The organism is Paraburkholderia sp. IW21 (genome assembly GCF_041321145.1).
Lineage (GTDB): Bacteria > Pseudomonadota > Gammaproteobacteria > Burkholderiales > Burkholderiaceae > Paraburkholderia.
This window is the reverse complement of sequence record NZ_JBGGWA010000006.1, coordinates 153,292-170,531: the sequence shown is the minus strand read 5'-3', so window position 1 is coordinate 170,531 and position 17,240 is coordinate 153,292. Positions and strand designations below refer to the sequence as shown.

At 61.5% G+C, this 17,240-nt stretch carries 13 protein-coding genes and 1 pseudogene; 10 read left to right on the top strand and 4 right to left on the bottom strand.

The window, feature by feature from the left end:
- Window positions 1-73 precede the first annotated feature (73 nt).
- Complete coding sequence (locus tag ACAX43_RS16505) at window positions 74-859, top strand: SDR family NAD(P)-dependent oxidoreductase (protein WP_370709477.1); 786 nt, start codon at window positions 74-76, stop codon at window positions 857-859.
- An 8-nt stretch (window positions 860-867) separates the two neighbouring features.
- Window positions 868-1,260: a nuclear transport factor 2 family protein gene (locus ACAX43_RS16500; RefSeq protein WP_370709476.1), complete on the top strand. Its 393-nt coding sequence runs from the start codon at window positions 868-870 to the stop codon at window positions 1,258-1,260.
- Between the two features lie 129 nt (window positions 1,261-1,389).
- On the opposite strand, the gene ACAX43_RS16495 is transcribed toward ACAX43_RS16500, so the two are convergent.
- Entirely contained in the window at window positions 1,390-2,391 is a 1,002-nt protein-coding gene (locus ACAX43_RS16495; protein ID WP_370709475.1) for an autoinducer binding domain-containing protein, read from the bottom strand.
- A gap of 157 nt (window positions 2,392-2,548) precedes the next feature.
- On the opposite strand from ACAX43_RS16495, the pseudogene ACAX43_RS16490 reads away from it, so the two are divergent.
- The 4 genes and pseudogenes from ACAX43_RS16490 to ACAX43_RS16475 form a co-directional block, all read left to right on the top strand.
- A pseudogene (locus tag ACAX43_RS16490) lies at window positions 2,549-3,132 on the top strand (helix-turn-helix domain-containing protein); the annotation flags it as partial.
- Between the two features lie 581 nt (window positions 3,133-3,713).
- Window positions 3,714-4,139 carry a DUF3830 family protein gene (locus ACAX43_RS16485; protein ID WP_370709474.1) on the top strand — a complete coding sequence of 142 codons (426 nt, stop codon included), beginning with the start codon at window positions 3,714-3,716 and terminating at the stop codon, window positions 4,137-4,139.
- A gap of 212 nt (window positions 4,140-4,351) precedes the next feature.
- The gene (locus ACAX43_RS16480) at window positions 4,352-5,566 is read left to right on the top strand and encodes a sensor histidine kinase (RefSeq protein ID WP_370709473.1); all 1,215 of its coding nucleotides are present in this window, start codon (window positions 4,352-4,354) and stop codon (window positions 5,564-5,566) included.
- Window positions 5,567-6,071: 505 nt separating this feature from the next.
- Window positions 6,072-8,699 carry a YadA-like family protein gene (locus ACAX43_RS16475; RefSeq protein ID WP_370709472.1) on the top strand — a complete coding sequence of 876 codons (2,628 nt, stop codon included), beginning with the start codon at window positions 6,072-6,074 and terminating at the stop codon, window positions 8,697-8,699.
- Window positions 8,700-8,799: 100 nt separating this feature from the next.
- Here ACAX43_RS16475 and ACAX43_RS16470 read toward each other — a convergent pair whose 3' ends face one another.
- From ACAX43_RS16470 to shiA, 3 genes are all read right to left on the bottom strand, one after another.
- Window positions 8,800-8,928, bottom strand: coding sequence for an oxalate:formate antiporter (locus ACAX43_RS16470; RefSeq protein ID WP_370709471.1), 129 nt, complete (start codon window positions 8,926-8,928; stop codon window positions 8,800-8,802).
- Window positions 8,929-8,937: 9 nt separating this feature from the next.
- Complete coding sequence (locus ACAX43_RS16465; RefSeq protein ID WP_370709470.1) at window positions 8,938-10,341, bottom strand: OFA family MFS transporter; 1,404 nt, start codon at window positions 10,339-10,341, stop codon at window positions 8,938-8,940.
- 463 nt (window positions 10,342-10,804) lie between these two features.
- Entirely contained in the window at window positions 10,805-12,124 is a 1,320-nt protein-coding gene (gene shiA / locus ACAX43_RS16460; RefSeq protein ID WP_370709469.1) for a shikimate transporter, read from the bottom strand.
- 367 nt (window positions 12,125-12,491) lie between these two features.
- Here shiA and ACAX43_RS16455 point away from each other — a divergent pair, with 367 nt between their 5' ends.
- The 4 genes from ACAX43_RS16455 (at window position 12,492) to frc (ending at window position 17,132) form a co-directional block, all read left to right on the top strand.
- On the top strand, window positions 12,492-12,716 hold the full coding sequence (locus tag ACAX43_RS16455; protein ID WP_370709468.1) for a hypothetical protein: 225 nt from the start codon (window positions 12,492-12,494) through the stop codon (window positions 12,714-12,716).
- Complete coding sequence (locus ACAX43_RS16450) at window positions 12,694-13,413, top strand: GntR family transcriptional regulator (protein WP_370709467.1); 720 nt, start codon at window positions 12,694-12,696, stop codon at window positions 13,411-13,413. The genes ACAX43_RS16455 and ACAX43_RS16450 overlap by 23 nt, the downstream gene beginning before the upstream one ends.
- A 524-nt stretch (window positions 13,414-13,937) precedes the next feature.
- Window positions 13,938-15,701 (top strand): thiamine pyrophosphate-binding protein, encoded by a 1,764-nt coding sequence (locus tag ACAX43_RS16445; protein ID WP_370709466.1) that lies wholly within the window; start codon window positions 13,938-13,940, stop codon window positions 15,699-15,701.
- 183 nt (window positions 15,702-15,884) lie between these two features.
- Window positions 15,885-17,132: a formyl-CoA transferase gene (gene frc, locus ACAX43_RS16440; protein WP_370709465.1), complete on the top strand. Its 1,248-nt coding sequence runs from the start codon at window positions 15,885-15,887 to the stop codon at window positions 17,130-17,132.
- Window positions 17,133-17,240 lie beyond the last annotated feature (108 nt).

The window sequence follows — 17,240 nt, the reverse complement described above, 5'->3', positions numbered from 1 at the left end:
GCCGGCGTGTTCGGCGTGATCGGCGTCACAATCCGCGGCGCGGAAAACTCAACTACAACATGACGGAGACGGCATGACATTTCCCCACCAACTATTCGACATGAGCGGCAAAGTGACCGCGATCACGGGCGGCGCGCGCGGCATCGGTGCGCAGACTGCACGCACACTGGCGGCAGCCGGGTCGGCGATCGCGGTGCTCGATGTGCTGACGGAACCTGGCGAGCAACTGGTCGCCGAGATCAACGAATCGGGCGGCCGCGCGGTGTTCTGGAAGATGGACGTCACGCAGGAAGACAACGTGCAGCGCGTGTTCGGCGAAATCGCCTCGCGCTTTGGACGGCTCGACGCGCTGGTGAACAACGCCGGTATCGAAGGCGCGAATCTACCCACGCACGAAATGACGCTGCAGCAATGGCAGAAGGTCATCGACGTCAATGTGACGGGCGTGTTCCTTTGCACCAAGTACGCGATTCCTCACCTGCTGGCCGCGGGCGGCGGCTCGATCGTGAATCTGTCGTCCATGTATGGGTTGGTCGGCGGACCGGACGTGCCGGCGTATCACGCATCGAAGGGTGCAGTGCGGTTGATGGCGAAGACCGAAGCGATGCTGTACGCCACCCAGAATATCCGTGCCAATTCCGTGCACCCCGGCTTTATCCGCACGCCACTGCTGGAAGAGGCGTTTGCCAGGCTCGGCGACCCCGAGCAGATTTTTGCGCACATGAAAACGCTGGTGCCGCTCGCGAAAATCGGTGATCCCCAGGATATCGCGGCGGGCATTCTGTACCTGGTGTCGCCGGCAGGCCGCTATGTGACCGGCACGGAGCTGGTGATCGACGGCGGCTATACCGCACGCTAGGAGGACAGATGAACACCAGCGAAAACATGAAGGGCCGCCTCATGGACTATGTCGACGCGTTCAACGCCGCCGACGCGTCACGCGTCGTCGCGCTGTTCGCCGATGACGCGAGCGTGGAAGACCCGGTCGGCACGCCCTTGAAGGAGGGCAAGAGCGAGATCGAAACGTTCTATACGTACGCGACTTCAGTGGGCGCGCGGCTCGAACTGATGGCGCCGCCGCGAGGCTCGCACGGCAATAGCGCGTCGATCAGTTTCCGCGTGCACATCACGGCGCAGGACGGCCGGCCCGCGCACATCGACGTGACCGACGTGATGGACTTCGATGCCACCGGCAAGATTCTGCGCATGCGCGCGTACTGGGGCGCCGACGACTATCACGTGCTCGCAGACGCGAACTGAGCCGGCGCTGCAGCGCGATGGGGCTTGATGAGTTCAACGTGCTGGTGGCCGGGGTGCCGCGAGTCGTGCGGCGACGCCGCGGCCGGCCTGGTACCTGCGGCCGCCGCGGCTCGCTTCCGTAGACATCGCCTACGTCACATACGCCTGCGCCACATTGATCAACTGCACGCGGTTGCGCACGTTGAACAATTGCCGCAAGCGCCGCAAGTGGTAATCGACGTTGTGCGGCGACAACCCAAGAAAGTAGGCGATTTCCTTATCGCGCTGTCCCTGCACGACCGCCTTCAGCACCGCATGCTGCAACTCGCTCAGCGTGATGCGCTGCTGCTGCGCGGGCGCGATGCCGATCACGCTTTTCGCGTGCGTCCAGATGAATTCGTGGATCGTATGCGCGAACATCAGCGTTTCGGCCACGATCGATTCGGTCATCCAGCGCGGGTTGCCGATCTCCGAGTTGAAGCACAGGCTCGCGCTCAGTTCCGGCTCGGGCAGCGGCATCTGCGTGAGAATCCCGCTTTTGCGGCCGGTCGCCTCAAGCATGTCGATCAGCCCGGAAAGGCGCTCGCTGCGCATCTGCGCGCGCGGCAGGTCGGCGCGCATGTCGGCGGTGTTCCAGAGCAACGGCAGGCCGGTCGGCGACGCCAGCGCGACGCGCGGGTCGAGCTCGAAATAACGCTCGCGGAAATAGCGCGTGAGCCATGTCTGCGACTCGTAGCTCGTCAGCACGAACATCGTCTTGTGATGCGCGGTGGTGCGTGTGGCTGAATAGCTGAACGAGTCGAAGCCGAGTTGCTTGATGCGCCGCCGCACGAATTCGATGCGGTCCTGCGCACTGCCAAAGCGCAACAGTGGACTGATCACCGGCGCAGCCCGCCGCGCGGCAGGCGAGGGCGCGCCGATCTCCTCCTCAGTGAAGAGCGTGAGGAAGCCGGTGGGCGGCACGCCTGATGCCGTGCGGGTCGATGCCGTAGATGCTTCAGCCGCGTGGGCTGATTTCGCGGCTTGCCGCGCGTCGGCCGGGTAAGCCGGTTGTGCGGTAATCGCTGAGTTGTAAGCCGCCGACACGTGGCTGGCTTCGCCTTGCGGCGGGCCGGTCAGCCAATGCGGCAGCGTATCGCATTCGTGTTCCATGAAACGGTAGCTCCAGCGTTCGAAACGCGTGAAAGACGACAACCTGAATGATTAGCTATTTCCAAAAATTACGGTAGCCGGCTCCTTGCTATCATTTTTGAAATCTTGCTTTGACCGGTAACCTGCGACATGCGTGGGGCGGGTTTTCTCATTTGATTTGCACCGGGAGCGCAGCCTGACCGACAGCGTTGCCGACCAGATGGAACTCGGCGGCTTACGCGAACTGTCGCTCGGCGACGCAATGCAGCTCACGATCCGCTGATTGCCGCGATGCTCGGCGCATTGCATCGCGCTGCCGGCGACCCCGCCGACTCGCGACTGTATGTCGACGCGCTGGCTCACGCGCTCGCCGCGCCTCTGTTGCAACGTTATTCGCGCGGCCGTCGCGCCCAAGCCGGCTTGCCTGCTCAACCTGAGCGAGTGGTGCCGCGCCGCATCCGTCGTGTAACCGATTACATCCGCGCCAATCTTGCCGGCGATCTGGCAATCAGCGAACTGGCCGCGCAGGCAGGGCTAAGCAGTTTTCATTTTGCGCGCGTGTTCCGCCGCGAGACCGGTGAAACACCTCACCAGTTTGGTACGCGCTTGCGGCTCGAGGAAGTCGCGAGGCGGCTGCGCGCCACTGATCAGACGGTGCTGCAAATCGCGATTGCGGTGGGTTTCGAGAACGCCAGTCATTTCTCCGTGCAGTTCAAGCGTGGCTACGGTGCGCCGCCGCTGGCCTGCCGGCCGCGCGGCTGAGCGTCGGGTCGCGTGGCTGGACGGTGGCCGGCTCGCCAGCAGGGGGCGCCTTAACGGCAACTGACGATTGGCGGTACACGGGGGCACCGGCGTCGACGTCGTGCGGCGCGGGAATGCTGTGCCGCAGCACGCCGCAACTCGCCGATACCGGCTGGGGCGGGGTCGTCGAGGGCAAAGTCCGATGAGCGACCCTAGCGGAAATCACGCACGTTTCGCAGTGTGCTGTGCATCGCGCGGCTTGCAAACTACGAACTTTCGTGGCGGCGGTCTGGGTGACCTGGCACGCGCAGGCCGCGATGCGGTTTCCGGCCGGTTTGGAGGCCGTCGTGTTAAATAGGCGGTGGAGTAGGGCGACGAGTGCACCCATTGCGCATGCTGGGATGCGGTGGCGTTGCCGCGGGCTTGCGGCGGCTTGTCGATGCGCGGAAACCGCTGCCGCTGGATCAACTGGCCTGACCAGGCGCACGGCAACTGTATCTGTCGAATGATTGCACCGGCCGACAGAATAACGCCCCTACGGCTTGGCTCAGCCGGCGTCTGACCGACCATTCCACTCAACCCGTCACACTGGATACCTAGCGATGACCCGACTTCGAATGACCTCCTGCGGCCACGTCTTTACGGCCGAAACCCATCCTGACGCGCCGCAAACCGTGGCTGCTTTTCTGAAGCTTTTGCCATACCGTCAGAAGATCATCCACGTGCGCTGGAGCGGCGAGGGCTGTTGGGTCCCGCTCGGCGACTTCAAACTCGAGAACGACGGCGCGGCAGTCGGCTTCGAAAATCACACGAGCCATCCGTCGGTTGGCGACATCCTGTTCTACCCGGGCGGTTACAGCGAAACGGAGATCATTCTCGCGTACGGTTCGTGCTGCTTCGCGAGCAAACTGGGCCAGCTCGCCGGCAATCACTTCCTGACCATCGTCGAAGGCAAGGAAAAGCTGCGCGAGCTTGGCACCAAGGTTTTGTGGGAAGGCGCACAAGACGTGTTGTTCGAGAAGATCTAAGGCGGCGATGTTGTGCGCGAGTGGGCGGCCGATAGCACCGCCTAACCCTGCTGGTTAATGTCCGCTGCATAAATCGCGCATACTGGAGGTGCCGGAGCGGGTTGCCAGCCGCTCACGATCTGCCTCCAGAGCGCGGTTCGCGGTCAATTCCAGTCGCGTTGAGTGTGGCGCGATCGCCTTTCTTTCGCCGCCATGCGGCGCCAGGGTTTTACATGACGGACTCGCACATACGCCCGCTGCACGATTTCGCTGCGCATTTGCGTCTACAACAGGTTGATTTGACCGAACGTTGGATGAAGGCGGTGTTTCACGACGCCGAACTGACCGAATCCGACCGCCTCACCTACGAGCAGCTTGCCGACCACATACCGAACATCCTCGACGAAATCTGCAGTGTGCTGGAGAACCAGGATATCGGCCATATCGAGCCGGCGATCAGGCGCGACGCGCGCCTGCACGGCAAACTGCGCTGGAAACAGGGTTACCGGATCGATGAGCTGGTGCGCGAACTCGATCTGTTCCGGCAGATGCTGACCGGCGTGATCGTCGAGTTCAGCGAAGGCCGCCCGTCTTTCACGCGGCATCAGGAAGAGCGGGCCCGGCATTTCATCGACGAAGCCGTCAGCTTCGTCACGCTCACGTCGATCCGCGAGGTTGTCAACGAGCGCGACCGCAAGATCGATGATTACACCGGACGCCTCGAACGCGCCAATCACGAACTCACGCTCAAGCAAAGGCTGGTCGGCGATCTGTACGAGTCGCGCATGCAGATCACGCGCAGCGTGGTGCACGATCTGCGCAACTTCCTCAACGTGTTTTCGATGGCGCTGCAACTGATAAGCCGCGCACCGGCCAGGATCGAGACCGCGCTTGCGCTGGCGAACCGCCAGACGGCCGACATGAAAACACTGGTCGACGAACTGGTCGAATATTCGGTCGTACTCGGTGACGGGAACCCGCTCACGCTCGAGCGCTTTTCGTTGCGCGAACTGTTCGATGAACTGGTGGCTTCCTGCGGACCGGCGATCGAAGCGAAAGGGCTGCGCCTCGAGGCCGCCTTCGACGGCGAACTGGACACGGTGGTCTCCCATCGTCTTAAGCTCAAGCAGGTCGCGCTCAACCTGTTGACCAACGCCGCGAAATATACCAACGCGGGCCAGGTCGAATTGGCCATGTCCGCGGCAGAGCACGACCGCTGGCGCTTGCGGGTGTCGGATACAGGCGTGGGTATTCGCGCGTCGGATCGCGAGCGGGTGTTCAAGGAGTTCGAACGCGCCACCGCGGACGATATTCCCGGCGCCGGTCTCGGTCTCGCCATCGTCAAGGAGCTGTGCCGGGTGTTGGGCGGCGAGATCCGCTTCGATTCGCAGGAAGGCGAAGGGACGGTCTTCGAGATTACGTTCCCGATGCGTCTGGAAACGCCGTAGGTCTACCTCGGTGAACGGCATTAAACTGCCGCCGACTTTTTTCACTCGACGCACTCGTGTGCCTCGCGGCTCCATGCCGTGTTCTTAATGTCTGCCTTCCAGATGTGAGATGCGTTAAGAGCGTGTCTTAACATCACCTAAAAATATCCCCGTTGATTTAAGACGTTTGGCGCATTGCGTCCTAAACGGGCTATACCGTTTGTACTTATTTAAGCTAAAAAAGTGCTTTTAAGAGTTTTCGTATTCGCTACCTCGTGAACTGACGGCACACTATGGGCTCGCGTTTGTGGGCCAAGTGGAAGCGCGATGCATTCTCAAATTTCTCGACGTTGAGTTACATATGTATGTCCGCCGCCTCGTTGGTTGGCGGCAGACTAGCGGCGTCGCGTTTGTCGTTCGAGCGAAAGCGCGCTGCGTTCTTAAGTTTCTCGGTGTTTGAGGTAAATATTTAGGATGTCTTAAGAGAATTCTTGGTGGATGGTTTCCGATAAAAAAATTGGGAGGAATGTTGAATAAGACTTACAAGACCGTTTGGAATAGCACGACCCGCACGTATGTCGCCGCATCCGAGGTGGCAAAATTCCGTGGCGCGAAAGGCACGTCGGCATGCGGGGCGCTGGTGGCCGCCGGCGCAGGATTGTTGGGCGCGCTGGCGTTTTCGCTGCCGGCGAGTGCGGGGGAGTCCATCGATCAATACTTCGCTGTTAGCACAACATTAATTGGGGGCAGCGAGCCTACGTCGGTGGACAATTCGAAGGTGAATGCGATGGCTCTGGGCCCGAATGCTGTTTCGAATGGGGAGAACGCGTTGGCCGTTGGAGCCAAGACACTGGCAAGTCTGGACGGCGCGACGGCAGTCGGTTCGGCTGCTGCTGCATTGGCAGTGAATGCTACGGTGATCGGTTCCGGTGCTTCGACCAGTAGCGACGCGCTGAATGGCGTGGCAATCGGCTATTTGGCGTCTGCAGAAGGTGTCAACACGCTGGGCCTCGGAGCGCACGCACGCGCGTTTGGCGACGATTCGATTGCGCTTGGCACCGGTGCCTCGACATCCAATGGCGTGGCCAAAACCATTGCTATCGGCGCTGGCGCTTCGGCCACTGCCTCCGGCGGGATCGCCCTCGGCGCCGGTTCAAAAGCGGATCGGCCCAACGCATTGTCGGTTGGGAATTCGAGCCTGAATCGGCAAATCATCAATGTGGCCGCCGGCACGCAGAACAGCGACGTGGTCAATGTTTCCCAACTGAAGGGCGCGATGGATGCCATTGGTGGAGGCGCTACCGTCAATGTGGACGGCACGATCAGGAAGCCGATGTACACGATCAACGGTCAGACTTACACCGATGTCGGTGCGGCTTTGTCCGCCTTGGTGACAAGCACAGCCACAGCAAGTGCCGAGACCGTTCAATACGACTCCACCTCGCATGACACAGTAACGTTAGGCAACAGCGGCACCCCGGTTCGCGTCACCAACGTTCACGCCGGAGCGCTCGCGGCCGACAGCCTCGATGCGGTGAACGGGTCTCAACTGTTCGCGACCAACCAGGACGTGGCACAAAACACAAGCGACATCGCTGCCAACACCGGCAGCATCACCAACCTCGATCAGCGCGTCACGAATAACACCAGCCAGATCACCAACCTCGACGCGCGCACCACCACGATCGAAGGGGACGTGAGCAACATCACAAATCAAATCACGAACGGCGAGATCGGGCTTGTGCAGCAGGATCAGGTGTCGCGCAATCTCACGGTCGCCAGGAACACCGACGGCGCCAGCGTCGATTTCACCGGCACCGGCGGCGCGCGCGAACTGACCGGCATCGCGGCGGGCACCACGGATGCGTCCGCGGTCAACCTCGGCCAGCTCAAACCATTGGCGGCGGCACTCGGCGGCGGCGCGCAGATCAATGCCGACGGTTCGCTGACCGGTCCCACGTACCACATGCAAGGCGGCACGCAAACCACGGTCGGCGATGCGCTCGGCTCGCTCGACAGCGGCCTCACCACCTTGCAGCAAGACATGGCGACCGGCGGGATCGGCATCGTCACGCAAGATCCGGTGTCGCGGATCATCAATGTCGGTGCGACGACGGACGGCACGCTGATCAACATGGCCGGCATGGCGGGCAACCGTGTCGTCACCGGCGTGGCGCCTGGCGCGGTCAACGCCGCCAGTACGGACGCGATCAACGGATCGCAGCTCCACGCGCACGCGGCGAGTACGGCGGTGGCGCTCGGTGGCGGCTCGACGGTCAATCCGGACGGTTCGGTGACGGCCCCGTCGTACAGCGTGGGCGGCACGGTCGTGAACAACGTCGGCAGCGCGATCACGAATCTGGATGGCCGTGTGACGCAGAACACCAGTGACATCGCCGGCTTGCAAACCACCATCAGCAATATCAGCGGGTCGGTGGCGAACGCGGTGCAGTACGACAGTTCGGCACACGACAAGGTCACGCTCGGCGGCACGGCAGCCAACGCGCCGAAGGTCACGCTCACCAACTTGCAGGATGGCGAAATATCGGCCACCAGCAGCGATGCGGTCACCGGCGCGCAGCTCTGGAACACCAATCAGCAGATCGGCAATCTCGGTCAGCAGCTTGGCGACATCAATCAGGCCGTAAAAAACAATGCGGTCACCGGCAGCGCATTTGTCGCCGTCAACAGTTCGGGCAATGCGGCACAGGCAATCGGCAACGGTACTGTCGCGATCGGGGGCGGCGCAAAAGCGAGTGCGCCGAACTCCGTCGCGATCGGCGAAGGCTCGGTTGCCGACCAGACGAACACGGTCTCGGTCGGCTCGACCGGCAACGAGCGCCGCATCACCAACGTCGCGGCGGGGCAGGCGCCCGGCGACGCCGTGAACATGCAACAGTTCCAGGGCGGCATGAGCGATCTGGCGCGCAATGCGTATTCGGGAACGGCGTCGGCTATCGCGTTGACCATGGTTCCCGAGGTCGATGCGAACAAGAACCTCGCGATCGGTGTCGGGACGGCCGGCTATAAGGGCTATCAGGCTGTGGCGGTGGGCTTGTCGGCGCGTGTCACGCAGAGCCTGAAGGTGAAGTTGGGCGCGGGTATCAGCTCGGCCACGACGACGGTCGGCGCCGGTGCGGCGTATCAGTGGTAGCCGGGAAAGGCGGGTAGGAGAACGCGCGCGGCTCGCGCGCGCGTCGATAGGCTTTTCGGGGCGCCCCGCACATTTCATCGTGCGGGGCGCCGCGTGACATCTACTTGAACAGCTTCATTGCTTGCGAAAGCGTATTGACCACGCCCCATGCCAGCGGCAGCGTCACATACAGCCAGAAGATGGCGAGTTTGACCTTGTTGGTCGGATGAACGGCTTGAACGGTCGACATGGGATCTCCTTAGGCGCCTTCGGCGAGTTGTGCGTCAGTCATGTGGTGCTTGTGGCCCACGTGCTTGACCAGCAGGTTGCAGACGAAGCCGATCACCAGCAGCACAACCATGATGTGAATCGTCATTGTGTAGGCGTCCGCCTTTGCAACGCCGTGCGCGACTTGATAGGCACGGATGTAATTCACCAGCACGGGTCCGGCGACGCCTGCCGCCGCCCATGCGGTCAACAGACGACCGTGAATGCCGCCGACGAACGCGGTGCCGAACATGTCCGCGAGATACGCGGGCACCGTCGAAAAGCCGCCGCCGTACATCGACAGAATTACGCAGTAGGCGAGCACGAACAGGGCGATCTGGCCGGAAGCCGCGAAGCCGGGCACAAGGTAGTACAGCACTGCGCCGAGTGCGAAGAAGATGTAGTAGGTGTTCTTGCGACCGACCCAGTCCGAAGCCGACGCCCATACGAAACGGCCACCCATGTTGAACAGCGACAACAGGCCGACAAAACCCGCTGCCGTGGCTGGCGTCACGGTGCCCTTGAAGCTCTCCTGAATCATCACTGAAGCCTGGCCGAGAATGCCGATGCCGGCTGTCACGTTCAGGAACAGCACTAGCCAGATCAGGTAGAACTGCGGCGTCTTCAACGCCTCATCGATATGCACGTGATTGTGCGTAATCATTTTCTTCTGGCTGGCCGTGGGCGGCGTCCAACCGGCCGGCTTCCAGTCTGCGGGCGGCACGCGGATCGCGAGTGCACCGATCGACATCGAAATGAAGTATGCGATGCCAAGCACAACGAACGTCTCGGCCACGCCGATGCTGGTCGCGCTGCGGAAGTGGTTCATCAACGCCACCGACAAGGGTGCGGCAATCATCGCGCCGCCGCCGAAGCCCATGATCGCCATGCCGGTTGCCATGCCGCGGCGATCCGGGAACCAGCGGATCAGCGTCGACACCGGCGACACATAACCGAGGCCAAGTCCGATCCCGCCGATCACGCCATAGCCGAGATACAGCAGCACGATCAGATGCAGATACACGCCGAGCGCGGACACGAGGAAGCCACCGCCGAAGCAGCATGCCGCGGTGAACATCGTGCGGCGCGGACCGACGTGTTCAAGCCACTTGCCGGCGAACGCCGCCGACAAACCGAGGAACACGATCGCCAGCGAAAAGATCCAGCCGAGCGACGTCAGCGACCAGTCGTCAGCGGCGGATTGGGTGATGCCGATCACTTTGGTCAGCGGACCGTTGAACACGGAGAACGCGTACGCCTGGCCGATACAGAGGTGAACGGCGAGCGCCGCGGGTGGGACCATCCAGCGAGAAAAACCTGGTTTTGCAACGGTGGCCTGTTTGGAAAAGAAGGGCGCAGAGCCTGAATGGCCGCTCGGCTCGGTGATGCTACTCATGGTCGGTCTCCTGACGAATTCTTTGTTATCGGCGTTTGATACAAATGCCTTAGTGTCGCGGCGTGAAAAATACAGGCTCATCCGCTATCAATATATGTATCTTAAGTTCATATGACCTGCGCGAATTTTAGATAAAACCTGCTTCGTCGAACGATAGGGCGCGAAATTGGGCTTTGCAATATGAGATGCAAATGCATAAGGCATTAGCCTGGTGAAATACGACCCTAATCTGTCGAATTGCGGCAATGCGACACGATGTCTCGGCAAAGAATGCTGAAAACGGATGCGTCGAGCGCCGGAATCGGTAAGAAAGGTGGGGAGCGGGTAACTCGGGATGCGGACAAAAGGCGCGGCGAAAGCGTGGCGCGTGCCGCTACGTGGCAAGCAATTCAACCCCTAAAGACAAACGGGCCGGCAGTGGCATACTCGCCACGCCGGCCCGCCGCAACAACATCGGACAGGATCAGGCGACCGTGCGTCCTGTTTTCATCTTCGCTGCCACGAGTACCGAGACGAGGCAGCCGATAGCCAGATAAGCCGCCACCGGATGCCATGAGCCACCGGCCAGGCTGACCAGCGCCACCGCGATAAACGGCGTGAAGCCGCCGCCGACCACGCTTGCCACTTGATAGCCGACGCCCGCGCCGCTGTAGCGGTATTCGGTGCCGAACAGTTCGGTGAACATGGGTTGCTGCACGCTCACCACCATGTCGTGCGCGACGTTGGCGAGCATCACCGCGAAGACCACGATCCAGACTGTCGAGCGGGCTTCGAGGGCGAGAAAGAAGGGCACCGCGCTGAACATGCCCACCAGCGCGCCGACGATATACACGCGCCGGCGGCCGAAACGGTCCGCAAGCCATGCAAAGCAAGGAATCGTCACGCAGCTCACCGCGCCGACCAGCAGGCCGATCGTGAGAAAGAATTCGCGCGGCATGTGCAGATTCGCTGTCGAGTAGTTCAGTGCGAACGCCGTCACGATATACATCGTGAACAATTCGGCAAGCCGCAGCGCGATGATCAGCAGAAAAGCCTTCGGGTGCCGCAGCAATGCTTCGACGATCGGCAACCGCACGCCGCGCTCACCGTGCTCGCCGACTTTCTCGACGAATTCCTTCGACTCTTCCATGCTCGAGCGGATCCACAGCGCAATCAGCACCAGCACCACGCTGAACAGGAAGGGCAGGCGCCAGCCCCAGCTCAGGAACGACGCGTTGTCCATCGAACGGCTGATGAGCGCAACGAGGCCGGTCGAGAGCACGAGGCCCACGCCATAGCCGACCTGCACGCCGCTGCTGTAGAACGCCTTCTTCTTCTCCGGCGCGCTTTCGACCGCCATCAAGGCCGCACCGCCCCATTCGCCGCCCACCGCGAAGCCTTGGATCGCGCGCAACGTGACGAGCAGCACCGGTGCCCACCAGCCGATACTGGAGAAGGCGGGCAGCAGCCCGATTGCGGCGGTGGAGAGGCCCATCATCATCACCGTGAGGACCAGCATGCGCTTGCGTCCTAGCTGGTCGCCGTAGTGGCCGAACACGAAGCCACCGAGTGGCCGGAACAGAAAACCGACACCAAAGGTAGCGAACGCGGCGAGCGTGCCCATCGCCGGGCTGACCTTTGGAAAGAACTCGGCGTTGAAGACGAGCGCGGCGACGATGCCGTAGAGCAGAAAATCGTACCAGTCGACCACGGCGCCGACGAAGCTGCCGAGCGCCGCTTTGCGTGCCCGGCTGCGCGCCGTGCGAGTGTCGACGATCGTCTTTGTCGGAATGATGGTACTCATGACGGTGTCTCCTTCGAGTTCTCAGGGTGCTGTTCGGAATCGCGCGGCAGATGCAGGACGGTGGCCGCTGCGGACCCGTCGCAGGATTCCTGGAAGGGTAATGACGGGATGCGGATCCCACAATCCGTGTCGAGTGAATTTGCGCGATCTGCGGACGCGGTCGCGCGAATAGCGCGCGTTTTGCGCGTTTACACGGAGCTTCACCTGTTTGGATAAGCAGAGGAACCACCCGTGGGCCGCCCGTGCTACCGTGAGAGGGCAATCCTAAAAACAACACCGGTTGATATACTACATACGAAATATTGATTTTTGCGGCGTTGCAGCATATGATTGGGTCATCTGTTTACTCAATCATTCGGAGTTGCAAATGGAATTTGTTCCTCTCTCGCTGCTTGCCGGTGCTGTCCTGGGTTTAGGGTCTGCCGCCACGGTCCTGTTGACCCGCTGGATTCCACAGCCGGTTGCGCAGTTTGCAGCGCAACATGGGCGGTTCGTCGGCTTGGGCGAACAGGACGGCGGGGTTGCTGCGGCGGCGCCGTATCGAGCGCATGTTCAACAAGAGGCGATGAATGTCGTCAGAACTTCAAACTGAAGCGGTGGCCACACCCTTGACGTTGTCGTTGCAGCCGATCGGCGCGAGCGTGAGCTTGCGCGACCAGGCGTATGCCATGCTCCGCCAGGCTATTGCCGACGCGGATATATACCAGACTCGCGAAGAAATTCGCCTCGACGAACGCGTGCTGAGCGAATCGCTGGGCGTGAGCCGCACGCCGGTGCGCGAGGCGATGACGTTGCTCGAACAGGAAGGGTTTTTGCGCATGGTGCCGCGGCGGGGCATCTATATCGTGCGCAAGAGCAAGCGCGAGATCGTCGAAATGATCCAGATGTGGGCCGCGCTCGAAAGCATGGCGGCACGTCTTGCCACGCTGCATGCCACGGACGAGGAAATCGCTCGCCTGCGCCACATGTTCGACAATTTCCGTGATGCCACGCCTGCCGAGCACATTGCCGAATATTCGGACGCCAACATCGCGTTTCATCAGGCGATCGTCGAGTTGTCGAAGTCGCAGATCATTCTCGACACGATCAAGAACATTTTTATCCATGTGCGGGCGATTCGCCGCATGACCATTTCGCAGAGCGACCGCGCGTCGCGCTCGATCCTCGATCATCTGCGCATCATCGAGGCGTTGGAGCAGCGCGATACTGAACTGGCCGAACGGCTTACCCGCCAGCATTCGCTCGATCTGGCGGCGTTCGTCGAAGCGAATTGCGACTTTCTGGATTGACGGCTGTCAAGGCGCCTGATTGGCGTCGCGCATGAAAAGGCCTGCGGTGATGTCATCACCGCAGGCCTTTTTTGTTTTCCGTCGCACATGTTCTCTCGCTCCCCATTCGGTGCGTGCCACCTTGCAGTGCGGGATAAGCCCTGCTTGACGATCCGTGAAATATGGTATGTGATATATCAAACGTGCTGGAAGCGGATGACTCTCGGTGTTTTCCCTCAATTCAGCACGTTTGAGGGGCGCCTTTTCGCTGTAAGGCACGGCAGACAAGCATTCAGAACAGAAATCTGGCGCGAGCGTATCTCGAAATCGACCTTGATTGAATGTGATATATCACATACGGTATGTTTCAGGGCCGGCCGACATCCACGAGAGCGGGTGTTATTGAAGCGGGCGCGTCCGTCGATGACCGTTGAACAACCGATTGACCACCTTACATGGAACCGGAGTAAGTGCCAGGGGCTGGGGTAAGCGTTAAAGCGCCAACTCCAGCCGACACGCTAACCCGGTCGACACAGGAGACGACCATGTCTGCAGTTGTTTCATCCCTGAATCCCGCCGCGGCCAGTACGACGGCTGAAGACACGCTCAAGCAGAAGACCCGCAACGCCGGCGTCGTGTCGGGAGGCCATCTGGTAGCGAAGGCGCTGAAAAACGAGGGGGTCGATACGATTTTCACGCTGTGCGGCGGCCACATCATCGATATCTACGACGGTTGCGTCGACGAAGGGATTCGCATCATCGACGTGCGCCATGAGCAGGTCGCGGCGCACGCGGCAGACGGTTATGCGCGGCAGACCGGCAAGCTTGGTTGCGTGGTGACGACGGCGGGCCCGGGTTGCATGAATGCGGTGACGGGCATCGCCACGGCGTTCCGCTCGGAAAGCCCGATCCTGCATATCGGCGGACAAGGCGCGCTGAGCCAGCACAAGATGGGCTCGCTGCAAGACCTGCCGCACGTCGACATCATGGCGCCGATCACCAAGTTCGCCGCCAGCGTGCCGAGTACCGAGCGGATTGCGGACATGATCTCGATGGCGGCGCGGGAGTGCTTCAACGGCGCGCCCGGCCCGGCGTACCTCGAAATTCCGCGCGACGTGCTCGACCGCGAGGTGGAACTGACGCGTGCGGTGGTGCCGCAGGCGGGTCGCTATCGGGCGTCGACGAAATCGATCGGCGATCCGCGCGACATCGAGAAACTCGCCGACATTCTCGTGAATTCGGAGCGTCCGGCGATTCTGTACGGGCAGCAGGTGTGGACCGCGCGCGGTCATGAAGAGGCGATTGCGTTGCTGCGCGGGCTCGACATTCCCGGCTATTTCAACGGTGCGAGCCGTGGACTATTGCCGCCGGGCGATCCGCATCACTTCGACCGCACGCGCTCGCAGGCCTTCGCGAATGCGGATGTGCTGGTTGTCGTCGGCACGCCGTTTGATTTCCGCATGGGTTACGGCAAGCGCATCAGCAAAGAGTTGACGCTGGTGCAGATCGACATGGACTACCGCACGGTCGGCAAGAACCGCGATATCGATCTCGGTCTGGTCGGCGATCCGGGCGCAATTCTGGCGGCTGTGCTGCAGGCGGCAAGTGGCCGCCTGAAAGACGACAAGCGTCAGGCGCGTCGCAAATGGATGGCGCAGTTGCAGGAAGCCGAAGTTACCGCGACCGAAAAGCTGATGCCGCTTTTCAAGTCGGACAGCACGCCGATCCATCCGTACCGCGTCGCTTACGAACTCAACGAATTCCTCTCTGACGACACCGTCTACATCGGCGATGGCGGCGACGTCGTGACGATTTCCGCGCAAGCGGTGCGTCCGCGCCGTCCAGGTCAATGGATGGACCCAGGGGCGCTTGGCTCGCTCGGCGTCGGCACCGGCTTCGCGCTTGCCGCCAAGCTTGCGCATCCGCAGAAAGAAGTGCTGTGTTACTACGGCGACGGCTCGTTCGGCATGACCGCGTTCGACATGGAAACCGCCAACCGTTTCGGCGCGCCGTATCTTGCGGTGATCGGCAACAACTCGGCGATGAACCAGATCCGCTACGGCCAGCTCGCGAAGTACGGTGAAGAGCGCGGCAACGTAGGCAATCTGCTGAGCGACGTGCCGTTCAGCAAGTTCGCCGAGATGCTCGGCGGCCATGGCGAAGAAGTACGCGACCCGGCGCAGATTGCCGCCGCATTGCAGCGTGCTCACGAGGCGATCCATCGCACTGGCCGCTCGGCGGTCGTGAATATCTGGGTCGACCCGCGCGAGTACGCGCCGGGCACGAAGAACCAGACTATGTACAAGTGAACGCGCGGATATCAGCAACGATTTGCATGGGACCAGAGTAAGCGCTGAAGCGCTAACTCTGGTCGACAGCGGTTTGCATGGGACCAGAGTAAGCGCTGAAGCGCTAACTCTGGTCGACAGCGATTTGCATGGGACCAGAGTAAGCGCTGAAGCGCTAACTCTGGTCGACACAGGAGACATGAAATGACCAAAGCACTCGACGGTGTGCGCATTCTCGACTTCACGCATGTGCAATCGGGTCCGACCTGCACGCAGTTGCTTGCGTGGTTCGGCGCGGACGTGATCAAGGTGGAGCGGGCCGGTGCGGGCGATATCACGCGGGAGCAACTGCGCGATATTCCGGACGTGGACAGCTTGTACTTCACCATGCTCAATCACAACAAGCGTTCGGTCACGATCGATACGAAGAACCCGGAAGGCAAACAGGTTCTCGAAGCGCTGATCCGGAAATGCGACGTACTGGTAGAGAATTTCGCACCGGGCGCGCTCGACCGGATGGGGTTCACGTGGGCGCGGATTCAGGAGTTGAATCCGCGGATGATCGTCGCTTCAGTGAAGGGTTTCGGCCCCGGGCCTTACGAGGACTGCAAGGTCTACGAGAACGTCGCGCAATGCGCGGGCGGCGCGGCCTCGACCACCGGCTTCGACGACGGCCCGCCGGTGGTGACCGGTGCGCAGATCGGTGACAGCGGCACGGGGTTGCATCTGGCGCTGGGTATTGTCACGGCGCTCTATCAGCGTACCCAAACCGGCCGCGGTCAGAAGGTGCTCGCGGCGATGCAGGACGGCGTGCTCAACCTGTGCCGCGTGAAGCTGCGCGACCAGCAGCGGCTCGACCGCAACGGCACGATGAAAGAATACCCGCAATATCCGAACGGGAAGTTCGGTGAGGCGGTGCCGCGCGCCGGCAATGCATCGGGCGGAGGCCAGCCAGGCTGGATTCTGAAATGCAAGGGATGGGAGACCGATCCGAACGCGTATATCTACTTCATCACGCAGGCACCCGTGTGGGCGAAGATCTGCAACGTGATCGGCAAGGAGGAGTGGGCCACCGATCCGGACTATGCGACACCTGCCGCTCGCCTGCCGCGCCTGAAGGAGATATTTGCCGAGATCGAGCGCTGGACCATGACCAAGACAAAGTTCGAGGCCATGCAGATGCTCAACAAATACGACATTCCTTGCGGGCCGATTCTGTCGATGAAGGAAATCGCCGAGGAGCCGTCGCTGCGCAAAACGGGCACGATTGTCGAAGTGGATCATCCGACTCGCGGCAAGTATTTGACGGTTGGTAATCCTATTAAATTGTCGGATAGCCCGACCCACGTCAAACGCTCGCCTCTGCTTGGCGAACACACTGACGAGGTGATGGCCGAACTCGGTTACTCGCCCGAGCAGATCAGCGCATTGCGCACCGCCGGCGCGATCTGAGCGCGTTGAACCGTACGTGGTTCACGCCGCCGGCCGCCTTGGCGGGCGCGGCACCGGACGGTTCAGATGCAGCAAGTGGGAACAGCGCAATTCTTCGCAACGCTCGAA

What these genes read in the sequence shown, in the direction of transcription:
- ACAX43_RS16465 (WP_370709470.1), bottom strand. Translation starts at nt 10,341, where the DNA reads ATGAGTAGCATCACCGAGCCGAGCGGCCATTCAGGCTCTGCGCCCTTC.
- ACAX43_RS16505 (WP_370709477.1), top strand. Translation starts at nt 74, where the DNA reads ATGACATTTCCCCACCAACTATTCGACATGAGCGGCAAAGTGACCGCG.
- ACAX43_RS16480 (WP_370709473.1), top strand. Translation starts at nt 4,352, where the DNA reads ATGACGGACTCGCACATACGCCCGCTGCACGATTTCGCTGCGCATTTG.
- ACAX43_RS16445 (WP_370709466.1), top strand. Translation starts at nt 13,938, where the DNA reads ATGTCTGCAGTTGTTTCATCCCTGAATCCCGCCGCGGCCAGTACGACG.
- ACAX43_RS16470 (WP_370709471.1), bottom strand. Translation starts at nt 8,928, where the DNA reads ATGTCGACCGTTCAAGCCGTTCATCCGACCAACAAGGTCAAACTCGCC.
- shiA (WP_370709469.1), bottom strand. Translation starts at nt 12,124, where the DNA reads ATGAGTACCATCATTCCGACAAAGACGATCGTCGACACTCGCACGGCG.
- ACAX43_RS16450 (WP_370709467.1), top strand. Translation starts at nt 12,694, where the DNA reads ATGTCGTCAGAACTTCAAACTGAAGCGGTGGCCACACCCTTGACGTTG.
- ACAX43_RS16475 (WP_370709472.1), top strand. Translation starts at nt 6,072, where the DNA reads ATGTTGAATAAGACTTACAAGACCGTTTGGAATAGCACGACCCGCACG.
- ACAX43_RS16500 (WP_370709476.1), top strand. Translation starts at nt 868, where the DNA reads ATGAACACCAGCGAAAACATGAAGGGCCGCCTCATGGACTATGTCGAC.
- ACAX43_RS16485 (WP_370709474.1), top strand. Translation starts at nt 3,714, where the DNA reads ATGACCCGACTTCGAATGACCTCCTGCGGCCACGTCTTTACGGCCGAA.
- ACAX43_RS16455 (WP_370709468.1), top strand. Translation starts at nt 12,492, where the DNA reads ATGGAATTTGTTCCTCTCTCGCTGCTTGCCGGTGCTGTCCTGGGTTTA.
- ACAX43_RS16495 (WP_370709475.1), bottom strand. Translation starts at nt 2,391, where the DNA reads ATGGAACACGAATGCGATACGCTGCCGCATTGGCTGACCGGCCCGCCG.
- frc (WP_370709465.1), top strand. Translation starts at nt 15,885, where the DNA reads ATGACCAAAGCACTCGACGGTGTGCGCATTCTCGACTTCACGCATGTG.